Here is a 15,948-nt window from a genome sequence, read left to right as displayed (position 1 = left end):
GCTCCCTGGCCAATGGCAGGGAAAAGTTTCGGGCGTTCGGCGGGATCTTTTATGCGGTCGGTGAAGGACCGCTACGCGTTTGCGTTCTGTGACCGGCTAGAGGTACTGCAGCTCGATGACCATGTGCCCATCCAGCAGCTCTTCGTCCAGATGTGTCATGTCGTTGCGCAGCCAGCCTGTAACCTCCAGGCGCAGGTTCAACTGCTCGGCGGCTGACGGGCTGCTCTGGCCGCGCCGGGCAAAGCCCAGGCGTGAGTCGGGCTTGTCGCCCAGGTGCTCGAAGCCGCCACCGGGCATACGAGTCCAGGTGCTGCCTTTGTCTTCGGAATAGAGGGTGTCGGCTGGCAGGCTGTCGAGGGTCGCGTCACTGTCCGCCCACACCGCGCTGTAAAAGCCCAGGGCCTCGCCGCTGGTGGTGGTGCCCAGACCGAAAGCCCTGGGCGCTGGCATCGAGGCGCTATCGCGGCGATTGCCGGTGGCTACCAGGGCGAAACGGGTTGGACGGTCGCAAACGACGGTGAAGGTCAGGTTGCGCGGCGGCAGGATCGAGTGATCGGGAATGACGGGTTGGGGAGGGAGTTCTGGCATGGAAATATTGCCGAAATCGACCTGGCCGCTTCCGGAAAGCGACGGCGTGCAGGCTGCCGGGGTGATGGTGCCGCTGATGTTGACGTCAGTACTGCTGGCATGTGCGCCAGCACTGACAAAGGTCAGCAGTGCGGTCAGGGTGCACAAACGTTTGGTGTTCATTGTTCGGTCCTTTGAAAATGAATGAACCTCCGTGCCGTTGTTGGTCTTATGCAGGAATCGGCAGCGGATGGCTCTTCAGGCAGCGCAAGGCAAGCTTGCTCTGCCAGTTACCAGGGACGAATCCCTGATCCTGTGTCATCCGTGACGATTTTTCACACGTTTTTGTTAGACGATAGAGCGTGCGAATGTTTGGTTTTATGTGCTTTGCTTGGCCTTGCCCAGGGTAAACAGCGGGAGCATAGTGCTCGGCAAGGCCGTCTGTGTTGTTCGGATGCCGATTACGCCCAAAAAAATGTTCGTGTAAAGGGGTTTTGATTGAAAAATTGTGCAAATACTGCACCGAAATCGGCAGAGAGCGGAGAGCGATTGCGCCAGGAGCGTACCCGTCTGGGCTTGCGTCAGGATGATTTCGCCCAGCTTGGCGGGGTCAACCGCAATACCCAGGGCAGTTATGAAAAAGGCGAGCGCAATCCGGACGCCGCTTACCTGGCGGCGGTAGCAGGCGCAGGTGTCGATGTGCGATACGTGATTACGGGGGTGCGCACGATTGATGGTGGCGCTTCGTTGAACGAGCCGGAACAGCGATTGCTGGCTCAATACCGATCATTGGCTATCGCCGACCAAGAAGTTGTGCATAGAATTGTCGGGGCCATGCACGACGCGAAAGGTAGTGGCGCATAGCTATTATCTCAATTTTCCTACGAAACGCTCGGAACGGTCCTGGTGGGTCCGCAGGGAATTGCTCGTAACGTCGATGCATTCAGTCTCGTTAGGGAAGGGTGATCATGTCGGAGCATAAAACCTGCGCATTCAACACGGAAAGTGACGCTTCATCGGTGCAAGCCTTGAGCGAAGTCGAAAACGAGCTACTGATTTTGTTTCGCCAATTGTCCCCAGTTGATCAGGGCTGCGTGCACCGGGTGGCTGAGGTACTGTGCCAGGGGGCGGAGGGGGGGCGCTCGTGAACGCCGTTGAGCAACCGGCCTCATTGCTTTTAAAGGATTTACGATGTTGCAGTTATCCAACGCGGTGCAGATACCGGACGACGAGATCGAGTTGACCGCCATCCGCGCCCAGGGCGCCGGCGGCCAGAACGTCAACAAGGTCTCCAGTGCCGTGCACCTGCGTTTTGACACCCAGGCCTCATCGTTGCCGGCGTTCTACAAGGAACGCCTGCTGGCCCTGAGCGACAGTCGCATTACCCGTGACGGGGTGATCATCATCAAGGCCCAGCAGTATCGAACCCAGGAACAGAATCGTGCCGATGCCCTGGAGCGCCTGCGCGAACTGATCCTCTCGGCCATCAAGGTCGAGAAGGCGCGACGCCCGACCCGGCCGACCCTGGGTTCCAAGACCCGGCGCCTGGACACCAAGAGCAAGCGCGGGGCCATCAAGGCCGGGCGCGGCAAGATCGATTATTGAGACAGGTGCCGCGTTGGTTGCAGGCGGGCCTGGCGGTACAGATACAGGCTCAGTAACAGGCCGCAGAACGACGCGCCGGCAGCAAAGACAAAGATAGAAGCGAAGCCGAATCCGGCGGCAATCGCCCCGGCCAGTGGCCCGGTGATGCCCAGCGACAGGTCGATGAACAGCGAATAGGCGCCCACGGCCGCGCCGCGATTGGAGGCGGAGACCAGATTGACCGCTTCGACCCCCAGGGCCGGAAACACCAGCGAGAACCCAAAGCCGCTCAGCGCCGCACCGGCCAGGGCCAGCTCGGCACTCGGCGCCTGCCACAGCAACAGCAAGCCGAGGGTTTCCACCGACAGGCAGGCGATGGCGACCCGATAACCACCGATACGGTTGATCAGGTTGCCGAACAGCAGCCGGGCGCCAATGAAACAGGCGCCGAACAGGCTCAGGCACAGGGCGGCGTTGTTCCAGCTGTGGCTGGCGTAGTACAGGGTGATGAAGGTGGCGATGGTGCCGAAGCCGATCGAGCCCAGGGCCAGCCCCGAGCCATGGCCGAATACCCGGCCGAGCACGTGCAGAAACGGCAGGCGTTCACCGGCAACCACAGGGGCGGCGGTTTTCGGCCAGGCCAGGGCCAGGCCCAGCACGCACAGCAGCAAAATGCTGGCGCCCATGCTCCACAGGCCGAACTGCTGCACCAGCACCACGCCCAGCGGTGCGCCGATGGCCAAGGCGCCATAGCTGGCGATGCCGTTCCAGGAGATCACCTTGGCGGTGTGTTGCGCGCCCACCCGGCCAATGCCCCAACCGATCGAGCCCGAGCCGACCAGGCTTTCGGCGCTGCCCAGCACCAGGCGGCCGACCAACAGGCTGGCCAGGCTCAGCCATGGCGCATGTTGCAGCCACGCTGAAATCAGCATGAACACGCCGCTCAAGCCACAACCGGCCAGGCCGTAGAGCACGGCGCGCTTGCTGCCCAGATTATCGATGATGCGGCTGGCGTAGGGGCGGCTGAGCAGGGTGGCCAGGTATTGCACGCTGATCACCAGGCCTGCGACCACGGCGCCGAAGCCGAGGTCGTTATGCACGTAGCCGGGCAGCACGGCCAGGGGGATGCCGATGTTCAGGTAGCCGATGAAGGTAAACAGGACGATGGAGACGACTTGCAGGGTGACCGCAAGGGAGCGCGGTGAGTCGGGCATGAGGGGGCTTTCGTAATAGAGGAATTCTTGACGGTGTGAAAACGTGTTGACGGGGTGGTCCCTGCATCAGCCGTTTTCACACAGTCTGATCGTTGCGCGATTATTCCTGGTCGGCGCTGGAAGTTTCGTCGCCGTCGTAGTCAGCCTGGGCTGGTTCGGCGCTGTGAGTGGCAGGAGTCTGCTCTTCTGGGTTCAGGCTTGGGAAGGGAAGATTCGGGATTTCATGCATCTCGTCGTTCCTCGCAAGTGTGTGGAAAGGCTGCGCAAGGCGCGCATGGGCTTGTGAAAGCCCGTGCAGGATACAGGAGTCTGAATGACAGTATGAATTTTCCTGCTGATTGGTGTTGAAGAGCGGGGGATCTTCGGGGCTGCTTCGCAGCCCATCGCTGGCAAGGCCAGCTCCCACAGGGTTTGGTATATGCAGATCCCGTGTGGGAGCCGGCCTTGCCGGCGATGCTTTTAACGACAGACGTCGGCGATGGCGGCAGCCAGTGCTTCAAGGCGTGCCGCATCGGCGCCGGCGATGTTCGCCCGGCCAGTGCCGACCATGTACACGCTGTGGCGCTCACGCAGTTGCTTGACCTGCTCCGGCGACAAGCCGGTGTAGGAGAACATCCCGCGTTGTTCGGCAATGTGCGCGAAGCGTTCGCTCAGGCCATGGGGTGCCAGGGCCTCGACCAGCCCGACGCGCAGCTCGGCGATGCGCTGGCGCATGGCCTCGACTTCTTCGACCCACAGGCGCTTGAGGTTGGCGTCGCCAAGAATCTGCGCCACTACCGCCGCGCCATGGTCCGGTGGCGTCGACCACAGGTTGCGCGCCAGCAAGGCCAGCTGGCTGCGCACATCCACCAGCTTTTCGGCATCATGGCTGCACACCAGCAGGGCGCCGGTGCGGTCACGATAGAGGCCGAAGTTCTTCGAGCAAGAGCTGGTAATCAGCAGCTCGGGCAGTTCGGCGGCGAACAGCCGTACCGCCCAGGCGTCTTCTTCCAGGCCATCGCCAAAGCCCTGGTAGGCAAAGTCGATCAGCGGCAGCAACTCGCGACGGCGCACCACGTCCAGCACGGCACGCCAGTCATCCTGGCTCAGGTCGAAACCGGTCGGGTTATGGCAGCAGGCGTGCAGCAATACCACATCGCCTGTTGGCGCGGCTTCCAGGGCAGCGAGCATCCCGGCGACATTCAGGCGGTTGTCCGCACCGACGTAGGGATAGTGGCTGACCTTGAGGCCGGCGCCGGCGAAGATGGTTTCGTGGATCGGCCAGGTCGGGTCGCTCAGCCAGATACCGCGGCCAGGCAGGCAGTGCTCGATGAACTCCGCTGCCAGGCGCAGGGCACCGGTACCGCCCGGGGTCTGGGTAGCGCCGGCGCGCTGGTTGCTGAGCAGCGACGAATCACTGCCCAGGACCAGTTCGCCGATCAGCCGGCCAAAGGCCGCATCGCCATGACCGCCGACGTAGCTCTTGCTGGCCTGCTGCTCAAGCAGGCGCTGTTCGGCCTGCTTGACCGCGGCCGGAATCGGCGTCAGGCCCTGGGCATCCTTGAACACGCCGACACCGAGGTCGAACTTGTTCGGGTTGCTGTCCTTGGCATATGCCTCCATCAGCCCGAGGATCGGATCGCCGGGTACGCGCCCGATGGCGCCGAAGTGCATTACTTGCGGCCTTCGGCGGTGCTGGCGACCTCGTCGGTACGCGCGGCCATGATGAAGTCGTTACGGTGCAGGCCCTTGATCGAGTGGCTCCACCAGGTCACGGTGACCTTGCCCCATTCGGTCAGCAGGCCTGGGTGATGACCTTCGGCTTCGGAGATTTCGCCAACGGCGTTGGTGAAGGCCAGGGCATGCTTGAAGTTTTTGAACAGGAAGACTTTTTCCAGCTGCATGATGCCGTCACGGACTTCGATGTTCCAATCCGGGATCTGCTTGATCAGTACCGGCAGTTCTTCGTCGCTGACCTGTGGAGCATCGGCACGGCAGGCTTCGCAGTGGGCTTGGTTCAAGGCGTTCATAAGGTTTTCCGCAAGTGTTTGTTATTGGTTTGCAAGGTCGCTCAGGCGGCGACCTTGGGTGGAAATTTCGGTGCGTGCAGGCCCATCTTCATCGCCGTGTGAACCATGCCCATGATGTCTTCGTGGGCCAGGTCGAACAGGCGCTTGAGGTTGGGCAGGGCGAAGTACAGCGGTTGCAGGATATCGATGCGATACGGCGTGCGCATCGCTTCCATCGGGTCGAAAACCTGGTGCTCGGGCTCGTCGGACAGGCTGTAGACGGTCTCTTTGGGCGAAGACAGGATGCCGCCGCCGTAGATCTTGCGGCCCTGCGGGGTGTCGACCAGGCCAAACTCGATGGTCATCCAGTAGAGGCGGGCGAGGTACACGCGCTCTTCCTTGGTGGCCTGCAGGCCGAGCTTGCCATAGGTGTGGGTGAATTCGGCGAACCACGGGTTGGTCAGCAATGGGCAGTGGCCGAAGATCTCGTGGAAAATGTCCGGTTCCTGCAAGTAATCGAGCTCTTCTTCGGTGCGAATGAAGGTCGCCACCGGAAAGCGTTTGCTGGCCAGCAGTTCGAAAAAGGTCTGGAAGGGGATCAGTGCGGGTACGCGGGCAACTTGCCAACCGGTGGTGGCGCCCAACACTTTGTTGATTTCGCCCAGCTGCGGGATACGGTCGTGAGGCAGGCCCAGCTGTTCGATGCCGTCCAGGTATTCCTGGCACGCGCGGCCTTCGATCACCTTCAATTGACGGGTAATCAGGGTGTTCCACACCGCATGTTCCTGCTGCGGGTAGTCGATAAAACCCTGCGCATCGGGCTCGCGAGCCACGTATTGCGTCTGTTTCATACTGCTCTCCTGCTGAGGGCCATTCTTGTTATGTGATCAAGCCATTGCCCCTAGTGATAACCCTCAATTGTGCTGTTTGCAGCGGCCTGGCGGCGGATTTGAGATGATTTCGGCCTGGATTTTGTAACGATAACTTTACGAAATAGCCAGCATCCAGAAAAAACGGGGGCTTTAACCCTTGAAACCTCAGCTATCTGTCACATAATCTTTACGACTATTCTTCGGTCGCTGTAAAAAAATGCCCGACGTGCCGCGTACCAGACCTTCTTGTAGGACATTTCATGCGTATTAAAGTGCATTGCCAAAACCGCATCGGCATCCTGCGCGACATTCTCAACCTGCTGGTCGAGTACGGCATCAACGTCGCCCGCGGCGAGGTCGGTGGCGAGCATGGCAATGCCATCTACCTGCACTGCCCGAACCTGATCAACCTGCAGTTCCAGGCCCTGCGGCCCAAATTCGAATCGATTGCCGGGGTTTTCGGCGTCAAGCGCGTAGGCTTGATGCCCAGTGAGCGCCGGCACATGGAGCTCAATGCCCTGCTCGGCGCCCTGGATTTCCCGGTGCTGTCGATCGATATGGGTGGCTCCATCGTTGCCGCCAACCGTGCGGCGGCGCAATTGCTCGGGGTGCGGGTCGACGAGGTGCCGGGCATTCCGCTGTCGCGTTATGCCGAGGATTTCGACCTGCCGGAGCTGGTGCGCGCCAACAAGTCGCGGATCAATGGCCTGCGGGTCAAGGTCAAGGGCGATGTGTTCCTCGCCGATATCGCGCCGCTGCAGTCCGAGCATGACGACAGCGAGGCCCTGGCCGGCGCGGTATTGACCCTGCACCGCGCTGACCGCATCGGCGAACGCATCTATAACGTGCGCAAGCAGGAGTTGCGCGGTTTCGACAGTATCTTCCAGAGCTCGCGGGTCATGGCGGCGGTGGTGCGCGAGGCGCGGCGCATGGCGCCGCTGGATGCACCGCTGCTGATCGAAGGTGAAACCGGCACCGGCAAAGAGCTGCTGGCCCGTGCCTGTCACCTGGCCAGCCCTCGTGGCCAGGCGCCGCTGATGGCGCTCAACTGTGCCGGTTTGCCCGAGTCCATGGCCGAGACCGAATTGTTCGGTTACGGCCCAGGGGCGTTTGAAGGCGCGCGGGCAGAGGGCAAGCTTGGGCTGCTGGAGCTGACGGCGGGCGGCACCCTGTTCCTGGATGGCGTCGGTGAGATGAGTCCGCGCTTGCAGGTGAAACTGCTGCGCTTCCTGCAGGACGGCTGTTTCCGTCGTGTAGGCAGCGATGAAGAGGTGTACCTGGATGTGCGGGTGATCTGCGCAACCCAGGTCGATCTGTCCGAGTTGTGCGCCCGTGGCGAGTTCCGTCAGGACCTCTACCACCGCCTTAACGTGCTGTCGCTGCACATTCCGCCGTTGCGCGAATGCCTGGACGGCCTGCCGCCGCTGGTCGAACACTTTCTCGACCAGGCCAGCCGGCAGATCGGTTGCCCACTGCCCAAGCTTGCACCTGCAGCAATGGAGCGCCTGAGCCAGTACCACTGGCCGGGCAACGTGCGGCAACTGGAGAACGTGTTGTTCCAGGCGGTTTCGTTGTGCGACGGCGGGGTGGTCAAGAGCGAGCATATCCGCTTGCCGGACTACGGTGGCCGGCAACCGCTGGGCGAGTTTTCCCTTGAGGGCGACCTGGGGCAAATTGTCGGGCGTTTCGAGAAGGCAGTGCTGGAACGATTGATGAGCGAATTTCCCAGCAGCCGTGCACTGGGTAAACGCTTGGGTGTTTCCCATACAACAATTGCCAACAAGTTGCGTGAACATGGTGTTGGCAAGTCGGATTAATTAATCCGTCGTTAATAAAGCATGGGTAATAGAGGCAGGTTGTTAGTTGCAGGCATGACGGTAAATGAGTGCAGCGCGCCTCGTTCGTTAACAACCGAGGCGCTGCAGGCGGTCAATCCGTTGGATCAACCGTTCGAGCAACCGTTACCCATCACCCGGTACTCGAGAATGTGGCGCTTGCCCTGGGAGTCTTCGTAGGTCATGCGCGCCGGGACCACTTCGCAGACATTCGGGACTTCGCTCATGGAAATAACCTTGGCGATGTCCAGGTGCTGCGAGTAACTGTACTGTTCAACCGGAATCTGCTCGGCGCCGCCATTTGCAACTTCCTCGGCCATGGCCACGCTGCAAAGACTACCCAGTGCCAATACCAGTAAAGCTTTCATCTTCATTTTTACCTGTCTAAGGTCGTAAGGGGGCACGCAGCGCTTGTGGCGCCGCGTGTACAACATCATCAACTATCACGATTATTTGCCGATTAACTTCCCTTCGTGGGGGGCTACAAGAAAGTTAATCGTGGTGCCGTTGCTGGCGAGGTGAATTCTAGGAGTGCGGCCTGGGCTTAAACAGCCACGGTTTTGATAAACACTGTTGGCAGAAACTGTAACAATCGCCTGGCAGGCTGCCGGATTTTTTTATTTTTCCACCGTGCAGGCCCGGCCTTGAGCCTTCGTCGCTGGTTGCAGGGAGAAAAGACGAGGGCGTTACTACCAACGTCGAATGGCCGGCGCAGTCTGGTACAGTTACAACGAGGTCATACAAAAACAACTATTACACCGAGGTAACAAAGATGAGTGCGGCTCCCCTGTATCCCGTTCGTCCCGAGGTTGCGGCCAACACGTTGACCGACGAGGCGACCTACAAGGCCATGTACCAGCAGTCGGTGATCAACCCGGACGGCTTCTGGCGCGAGCAGGCTCAACGCCTCGACTGGATCAAGCCTTTCACCAAGGTCAAGCAGACCTCCTTTGACGACCACCATGTCGACATCAAATGGTTTGCTGACGGCACTCTGAACGTTTCCTACAACTGCCTGGACCGTCATCTGGCCGAGCGCGGCGATCAAATCGCGATCATCTGGGAAGGCGACGACCCTTCCGAACACCGCAACATCACCTACCGTGAACTGCACGAGCAAGTGTGCAAGTTCGCCAACGCCCTGCGCGGCCAGGATGTGCACCGGGGTGACGTGGTCACCATCTATATGCCGATGATCCCCGAGGCCGTGGTCGCCATGCTGGCCTGCGCCCGTATCGGTGCGATCCACTCGGTGGTATTCGGCGGCTTCTCGCCTGAGGCGCTGGCCGGGCGCATCATCGACTGCAAGTCGAAGATCGTCATCACCGCCGACGAAGGCCTGCGTGGCGGTCGCCGCACTGCGCTGAAAGCCAATGTCGACCTGGCCCTGACCAACCCGGAAACCAGCAGCGTGCAGAAGATTATCGTCTGCAAGCGCACCGGTGGCGACATCGCCTGGCACCAGCACCGCGACATCTGGTACGAAGACTTGATGAAGGTTGCTTCCAGCCACTGCGCGCCGAAGGAAATGGGTGCCGAAGAAGCGCTGTTCATCCTCTACACCTCCGGTTCCACCGGCAAGCCCAAGGGCGTGCTGCACACCACTGGCGGCTACATGGTGTATGCCGCACTGACCCACGAGCGGGTGTTCGACTACCGTCCGGGCGAAGTCTACTGGTGCACCGCCGACGTCGGCTGGGTCACCGGCCACAGCTACATCGTCTACGGCCCGCTGGCCAACGGTGCGACCACCGTGTTGTTCGAGGGCGTGCCGAACTATCCGGACATTACCCGCGTGTCGAAGATCATCGACAAGCACAAGGTCAACATCCTCTACACCGCGCCGACCGCCATTCGCGCGATGATGGCCGAAGGTCAGGCCGCGGTTGCCGGTGCCGACGGCTCCAGCCTGCGTCTGCTGGGTTCGGTGGGCGAGCCGATCAACCCGGAAGCCTGGAACTGGTACTACCACACCGTCGGCAAGGAGCGTTGCCCGATCGTCGATACCTGGTGGCAGACCGAGACCGGCGGCGTGCTGATCAGCCCGCTGCCGGGCGCTACCGCGCTCAAGCCGGGCTCGGCGACCCGTCCGTTCTTTGGCGTGGTACCGGCACTGGTGGACAACCTCGGCAACCTGATCGAAGGCGCTGCCGAAGGCAACCTGGTGATACTCGATTCCTGGCCGGGCCAGTCGCGTTCGCTGTATGGCGATCATGACCGCTTCGTCGACACCTACTTCAAGACCTTCCGCGGCATGTACTTCACCGGTGACGGTGCCCGTCGCGACGAAGACGGCTACTACTGGATCACCGGCCGCGTCGACGACGTGCTCAACGTCTCCGGCCACCGCATGGGCACCGCCGAGATCGAAAGCGCCATGGTCGCCCACCCGAAAGTCGCCGAGGCCGCAGTGGTTGGCGTGCCGCATGACATCAAGGGGCAGGGTATCTATGTCTACGTCACCCTCAACGGTGGCGTCGAACCGACCGAGCAACTGCGCCTGGAGCTGAAGAACTGGGTGCGCAAGGAGATCGGTCCGATTGCCTCGCCGGATGTCATCCAGTGGGCGCCGGGGCTGCCGAAAACCCGCTCGGGCAAGATCATGCGCCGCATCCTGCGCAAGATCGCCACGGCCGAGTACGACGGCCTGGGTGATATCTCGACCCTGGCGGATCCGGGTGTGGTGCAGCACCTGATCGATACCCACAAGGACATGAGCAAGGCTTCGGCCTGAGTCTGAAACTGCTTCGCAGCCTATCGCCGGCAAGTCCGGCTCCCACAGGGTGATGTTTCCACTGTGGGAGCTGGCTTGCCAGCGATGAGGCCCTCATGTGTTACTCAAATGCCCCGTCCGGCATCTGCCGGCGGGGCTTTGTGCATTCTGTTACTTCGACAATCATCGGTAACCCTTCTGTCACCGCTTTCGCACAAAAGCGGGGCAAAGCGAAACGCCCAAGTGCCTTTTCGGAGCATTTTTTCGCGGCTTTGCGACCTGCTGAAACGCTACGCTTGCCGGATTAGAAGGCTTTGCCAATAATAGGCCCGCTTATTGCTTCTTTGATTGGTTATTTGTCTTTTGCTTTTGCATATTCCGTGAAAGCTGTCAATATCTCCGGCCCCGTGTTCCTGCGCTTCTGTAACTAGTTGTCGCATTGAAGAAATATCGGCTTCGGAGCTGTCGTTAAAATGCCGATCACTCGCTCGCCGCGTCTACTTCAATGCCGACCCTGCGCAGCTCGCGTTGTACCCATTCGCATATCGGGCAGTCCTCAACCCTGCCTTGTATTGCCCTTTACCGATGGAGTTCCAGATGAAGAAACTCGCACTGCTTGGCGCCCTGGCGCTGTCCGTGTTTTCCCTGGCAGCGCTGGCTGATGAGAAACCGTTGAAAATCGGGATCGAAGCCGCCTACCCACCGTTTGCATCGAAGGCGCCGGACGGCAGCATCGTCGGCTTCGACTACGACATCGGCAACGCCCTGTGCGAAGAGATGAAGGTCAAGTGCGTGTGGGTCGAGCAGGAATTCGACGGCCTGATCCCGGCACTCAAGGTGCGCAAAATCGACGCCATCCTGTCCTCCATGTCGATCACCGAAGACCGCAAGAAGTCCGTGGACTTCACCGGCAAGTACTACCTGACCCCGGCGCGCCTGGTGATGAAGGAAGGTACTGCCGTCAGCGAAGGCCTGACTGAACTGAAGGGCAAGAAGATCGGCGTGCAGCGTGGCTCGATCCACGACCGCTTTGCCAAGGAAGTGCTGGGTGCGCAAGGCGCCACCATCGTTCCTTACGGCACCCAGAATGAAATCTACCTGGACGTCGCCGCTGGCCGTCTGGATGGCACCGTCGCCGATGCTACGCTGTTGGAAGACGGTTTCCTGAAGACTGACGCCGGTAAAGGCTTCGCCTTCGTTGGCCCATCGTTCACCGACGCCAAGTACTTCGGTGACGGCATTGGTATCGCTGTACGCAAAGGCGACGCGCTGAAAGACAAAATCAACGCGGCCATCGCCGGCATCCGTGCCAACGGCAAGTACAAGCAGATTCAGGACAAGTACTTCAACTTCGACATCTACGGCCCAGAAGCCAAGTAAATCGTCGACGTTTCACCTGTTCAATGGTGCAAGCAGCAGAGACTCTGAGGTTTGCACCATTTTTTCATCCCTAAGGTCGAGGACCTCATCATGTTGAAAGGCTACGGGGCAGTCATCCTCGACGGAGCGTGGCTGACGCTACAGCTCGCCTTGTCGTCCATGGCCCTGGCCATCGTGCTCGGTCTGATCGGTGTGGCGCTGCGTTTGTCGCCAGTGCGCTGGCTGGCCTGGCTCGGCGATCTGTATTCCACCGTGATCCGCGGGATTCCCGATCTGGTACTGATCCTGCTGATCTTCTACGGCGGCCAGGATCTGCTCAATCGCGTCGCGCCGTTGCTGGGCTTTGACGACTATATCGACCTCAATCCGCTGATGGCGGGTATCGGCACCCTCGGTTTCATCTTTGGTGCCTATCTGTCGGAAACCTTCCGTGGTGCGTTCATGGCCATTCCCAAGGGGCAGGCCGAAGCCGGCATGGCCTATGGCATGAGCAACCTGCAGATTTTCTTCCGGGTGCTGGTGCCGCAGATGATTCGCCTGGCGATTCCTGGCTTCACCAACAACTGGCTGGTCCTGACCAAGGCTACCGCACTGATTTCGGTGGTCGGCCTGCAGGACATGATGTTCAAGGCCAAGCAGGCGGCCGATGCCACTCGCGAGCCTTTCACCTTCTTCCTGGCGGTAGCGGCGCTGTACCTGGTGATCACCAGTGTTTCGCTGCTGGCCCTGCGTTACCTCGAGAAGCGCTACTCGGTAGGCGTAAAGGCGGCTGATCTATGATTTTCGACTACAACGTCATCTGGGAAGCGCTGCCGCTGTACCTGAACGGCCTGCTGACCACCCTCAAGCTGCTGGCGCTGTCGCTGCTGTTCGGTTTGCTGGCGGCCATCCCGCTGGGCCTTATGCGCGTTTCCAAGCAGCCGCTGGTGAACATGAGCGCCTGGCTCTACACCTACGTGATCCGTGGCACACCGATGCTGGTGCAGCTGTTCCTGATCTACTACGGCCTGGCCCAGTTCGAAGCGGTACGTGAAAGCTTTCTCTGGCCGTGGCTGTCCAGTGCGACCTTCTGTGCCTGCCTGGCCTTTGCCATCAACACCAGCGCCTATACCGCCGAAATCATCGCCGGCAGCCTCAAGGCCACGCCGCACGGCGAGATCGAGGCGGCCAAGGCCATGGGCATGTCGCGGGTCAAGATGTACCGCCGCATTCTCTTGCCGTCGGCCCTGCGCCGGGCGCTGCCGCAGTACAGCAACGAAGTGATCATGATGCTGCAGACCACCAGCCTGGCGTCGATCGTGACCCTGATCGACATCACCGGTGCAGCGCGCACGGTCAACGCCCAGTACTACCTGCCGTTCGAGGCCTATATCACGGCTGGCGTGTTCTACCTGTGCCTGACCTTCATTCTGGTGCGCCTGTTCAAGCTGGCCGAGCGTCGCTGGCTCGGCTACCTGGCGCCGCGCAAGCACTGAGGCCTGCGCCCACTTTTTCGCCCTGAGCGTTAGCTCAAGACTGACTGCTTTGTGAGAATCGACAGCATGTACAAACTCGAAGTCCAAGATCTGCATAAACGCTACGGCAGTCACGAAGTGCTCAAGGGCGTGTCCCTGGCGGCCAAGGCAGGCGACGTGATCAGCATCATCGGCTCCAGCGGTTCGGGCAAAAGTACTTTCCTGCGCTGCATCAACCTGCTTGAGCAGCCGCACGCGGGCAAGATCCTGCTCAACAACGAAGAACTCAAGCTGGTGGCCAACAAGGACGGCGCGCTCAAGGCCGCCGATCCCAAGCAGCTGCAGCGCATGCGTTCGCGCCTGTCGATGGTGTTCCAGCACTTCAACCTGTGGTCGCACATGACCGCGCTGGAAAACATCATCGAAGCGCCGGTGCACGTGCTGGGCATGTCGAAAAAAGACGCCCTGGAAAAAGCCGAGCACTACCTGGCCAAAGTCGGTGTCGCCCACCGCAAGGACGCCTATCCTGGGCATATGTCCGGTGGTGAGCAGCAGCGCGTGGCAATTGCCCGGGCGCTGGCCATGGAGCCGGAAGTGATGCTGTTCGACGAGCCGACCTCGGCGCTCGACCCGGAACTGGTCGGTGATGTGCTCAAGGTCATGCAGTCGCTGGCCCAGGAAGGCCGGACCATGGTCGTGGTCACCCACGAAATGGGCTTTGCCCGCGAGGTGTCGAACCAGCTGGTGTTCCTGCACAAGGGGCTGGTGGAAGAGAGCGGCAACCCGCGCGAAGTGCTGGTCAACCCGCAATCGGAGCGTCTGCAGCAGTTCCTCTCGGGCAGCCTGAAGTAAGTTTGCCGTCCTGCACCAAAATGGGTCATGCTGCGTCGCAAGCGCAGCCTGACCAGGCTCTAACTTCTTGACCTTTCTCAGGTTTCGGACCGCACCCCATGACCACCCAGCGAATCGGTTTTCTCATCTGGCCCAGCACCAAAGCCCTGACCCTGGCGCTGGCCGAAGAGGTGTTGCGGGTTGCCCAGAGGGTCCATCCGGAAGTGGTCTACGAGCTGTCGTTCCTGCAGGCCGAAGCACCTGGCGAAGGCGCCTGGCGCTTGCCGGGCGAGCCATGGGCCGGCAAGCTCGAAGGTTGCCAGAAGCTGTTTTTGCTGGCTGACGAGCCGCCCCAGGCCGTGGCGTCGAGCCTGGCCAGCGCACTCAAGCAGCTGGTACGTGCCGGTTGCGTGGTCGGCGGCCTGTCGGCGGGGGTTTACCCGTTGGCGCAGTTGGGCCTGCTCGATGGTTATCGGGCTGCGGTGCACTGGCGCTGGCAGGATGATTTCGCCGAACGCTTCCCCAAGGTCATTGCCACCAGCCACTTGTTCGATTGGGATCGCGACCGTTTGACGGCGTGCGGCGGCATGTCGGTAATCGACCTGCTGCTGGCGGTGCTGGCTCGCGATCATGGTGCCGAGCTTGCCGGTGCGGTGTCTGAAGAGCTGGTGGTCGAGCGAATTCGCGAAGGCGGCGAGCGCCAGCGCATTCCGCTGCAAAACCGTCTCGGCTCCAGCCATCCGAAGCTGACCCAGGCCGTGCTGCTGATGGAAGCCAACATCGAAGAGCCGCTGACCACCGACGAGATCGCCCAGCATGTGTGTGTATCGCGCCGCCAACTGGAGCGGATCTTCAAGCAGTACCTCAATCGCGTGCCGAGCCAGTACTACCTGGAACTGCGCCTGAACAAGGCGCGGCAGATGCTGATGCAGACCAGCAAGTCGATCATCCAGATCGGGCTGTCCTGCGGGTTTTCTTCCGGGCCGCATTTCTCCAGCGCCTACCGCAACTTCTTTGGCGCAACGCCGCGCGAAGATCGTAACCAGCGACGTAGCAGCAGCCCGTTCGAACTGTCGTCGGTGCCCGCGGAGCGCGGCTGATAGCCGATGCTATCGCCGGCAACGCCGGCTTGTGTCTTGAGGTAGGAATAGAATCAGAAGTGAGAGCGGTGAATGGCAAGCTGTACGCCGGTAGTGCTTAAAGCACGTGTGGGAGCAAAGCTGCCATTCACCTCTCCACTCTGGCCCGAGCCCGAACAGTTGATTGAGCGCCTCTCGAATCACAAGCGTGGGCCAAGCCAGAGCGCTCTCACAACTGAGTGTAAGAGGGTTCAGCCATGTTGTCTTCTGTTGGAATCGACACTGCCAAAGCCACTTTGGAAATCTGCATCAAGCCTCAGAAAATCCGCTTCGAAGTGGCCAACAACTCCGCAGGCTTCGAGGTGTTGCTTGAGCGTCTGAAGGACTTCAATATCAGTCGAGTGCTGATCGAAGCGACAGGCGGCTACGAG

General features: G+C 60.7%; 16 protein-coding genes. 9 read left to right on the top strand and 7 right to left on the bottom strand.

The genetic code is table 11. From position 1 onward, the window contains the following. Nucleotides 1-96: 96 nt before the first annotated feature. Nucleotides 97-750 carry a DUF1120 domain-containing protein gene (locus JV241A_RS17365; RefSeq protein WP_115088147.1) on the bottom strand — a complete coding sequence of 218 codons (654 nt, stop codon included), beginning with the start codon at nucleotides 748-750 and terminating at the stop codon, nucleotides 97-99. Between the two features lie 366 nt (nucleotides 751-1,116). Between JV241A_RS17365 and JV241A_RS17360 the strand changes: the two genes are divergently transcribed. Beyond that, entirely contained in the window at nucleotides 1,117-1,431 is a 315-nt protein-coding gene (locus tag JV241A_RS17360) for a helix-turn-helix domain-containing protein (protein ID WP_115088146.1), read from the top strand. A gap of 327 nt (nucleotides 1,432-1,758) precedes the next feature. Beyond that, the gene (gene arfB / locus JV241A_RS17355) at nucleotides 1,759-2,172 is read left to right on the top strand and encodes an alternative ribosome rescue aminoacyl-tRNA hydrolase ArfB (protein ID WP_115088144.1); all 414 of its coding nucleotides are present in this window, start codon (nucleotides 1,759-1,761) and stop codon (nucleotides 2,170-2,172) included. Here arfB and JV241A_RS17350 read toward each other — a convergent pair. From JV241A_RS17350 to phhA, 5 genes are all read right to left on the bottom strand, one after another. Next, complete coding sequence (locus tag JV241A_RS17350) at nucleotides 2,166-3,365, bottom strand: MFS transporter (protein ID WP_134063698.1); 1,200 nt, start codon at nucleotides 3,363-3,365, stop codon at nucleotides 2,166-2,168. The genes arfB and JV241A_RS17350 overlap by 7 nt on opposite strands. Nucleotides 3,366-3,465: 100 nt before the next feature. Beyond that, the gene (locus JV241A_RS27830) at nucleotides 3,466-3,594 is read right to left on the bottom strand and encodes a hypothetical protein (protein WP_258578902.1); all 129 of its coding nucleotides are present in this window, start codon (nucleotides 3,592-3,594) and stop codon (nucleotides 3,466-3,468) included. Nucleotides 3,595-3,824: 230 nt separating this feature from the next. Continuing rightward, nucleotides 3,825-5,018 carry an amino acid aminotransferase gene (locus JV241A_RS17345; RefSeq protein ID WP_134063696.1) on the bottom strand — a complete coding sequence of 398 codons (1,194 nt, stop codon included), beginning with the start codon at nucleotides 5,016-5,018 and terminating at the stop codon, nucleotides 3,825-3,827. Continuing rightward, nucleotides 5,018-5,374, bottom strand: coding sequence for a 4a-hydroxytetrahydrobiopterin dehydratase (locus tag JV241A_RS17340; protein ID WP_036994257.1), 357 nt, complete (start codon nucleotides 5,372-5,374; stop codon nucleotides 5,018-5,020). Before JV241A_RS17340 ends, JV241A_RS17345 begins: the two co-directional genes overlap by 1 nt. Nucleotides 5,375-5,415: 41 nt before the next feature. Continuing rightward, nucleotides 5,416-6,204 carry a phenylalanine 4-monooxygenase gene (gene phhA, locus JV241A_RS17335; RefSeq protein WP_134063694.1) on the bottom strand — a complete coding sequence of 263 codons (789 nt, stop codon included), beginning with the start codon at nucleotides 6,202-6,204 and terminating at the stop codon, nucleotides 5,416-5,418. A gap of 281 nt (nucleotides 6,205-6,485) precedes the next feature. Between phhA and JV241A_RS17330 the strand changes: the two genes are divergently transcribed. Further along, the gene (locus JV241A_RS17330) at nucleotides 6,486-8,042 is read left to right on the top strand and encodes a sigma-54-dependent transcriptional regulator (protein WP_134063692.1); all 1,557 of its coding nucleotides are present in this window, start codon (nucleotides 6,486-6,488) and stop codon (nucleotides 8,040-8,042) included. 125 nt (nucleotides 8,043-8,167) lie between these two features. On the opposite strand, the gene JV241A_RS17325 is transcribed toward JV241A_RS17330, so the two are convergent. Then, nucleotides 8,168-8,428, bottom strand: a complete 261-nt coding sequence (locus JV241A_RS17325) for a DUF2790 domain-containing protein (RefSeq protein WP_115088139.1) — start codon at nucleotides 8,426-8,428, stop codon at nucleotides 8,168-8,170. 404 nt (nucleotides 8,429-8,832) lie between these two features. On the opposite strand from JV241A_RS17325, the gene acs reads away from it, so the two are divergent. The 6 genes from acs to argR all read left to right on the top strand — a co-directional run bounded on the left by acs (nucleotide 8,833) and on the right by argR (nucleotide 15,538). Beyond that, on the top strand, nucleotides 8,833-10,794 hold the full coding sequence (gene acs, locus JV241A_RS17320; RefSeq protein ID WP_038996456.1) for an acetate--CoA ligase: 1,962 nt from the start codon (nucleotides 8,833-8,835) through the stop codon (nucleotides 10,792-10,794). A 576-nt stretch (nucleotides 10,795-11,370) separates the two neighbouring features. Continuing rightward, on the top strand, nucleotides 11,371-12,153 hold the full coding sequence (locus tag JV241A_RS17315; protein WP_115088138.1) for an ABC transporter substrate-binding protein: 783 nt from the start codon (nucleotides 11,371-11,373) through the stop codon (nucleotides 12,151-12,153). A gap of 90 nt (nucleotides 12,154-12,243) precedes the next feature. Continuing rightward, a complete protein-coding gene (locus JV241A_RS17310; protein ID WP_010226646.1) occupies nucleotides 12,244-12,933 on the top strand; it encodes an ABC transporter permease in 690 nt (229 codons plus the stop codon). Continuing rightward, a complete protein-coding gene (locus tag JV241A_RS17305; protein ID WP_038996454.1) occupies nucleotides 12,930-13,628 on the top strand; it encodes an ABC transporter permease in 699 nt (232 codons plus the stop codon). The genes JV241A_RS17310 and JV241A_RS17305 overlap by 4 nt, the downstream gene beginning before the upstream one ends. A 66-nt stretch (nucleotides 13,629-13,694) precedes the next feature. Further along, nucleotides 13,695-14,459, top strand: a complete 765-nt coding sequence (locus JV241A_RS17300) for an ATP-binding cassette domain-containing protein (protein WP_010226650.1) — start codon at nucleotides 13,695-13,697, stop codon at nucleotides 14,457-14,459. Nucleotides 14,460-14,557: 98 nt separating this feature from the next. Then, nucleotides 14,558-15,538 (top strand): transcriptional regulator ArgR, encoded by a 981-nt coding sequence (gene argR / locus JV241A_RS17295; protein ID WP_134063690.1) that lies wholly within the window; start codon nucleotides 14,558-14,560, stop codon nucleotides 15,536-15,538. The last annotated feature ends 410 nt before the right edge of the window (nucleotides 15,539-15,948 follow it).

This window comes from Pseudomonas sp. JV241A, from assembly GCF_900275665.1.
GTDB lineage: Bacteria > Pseudomonadota > Gammaproteobacteria > Pseudomonadales > Pseudomonadaceae > Aquipseudomonas > Aquipseudomonas wadenswilerensis.
This window is presented reverse-complemented; position numbering and strand designations above follow the sequence as displayed.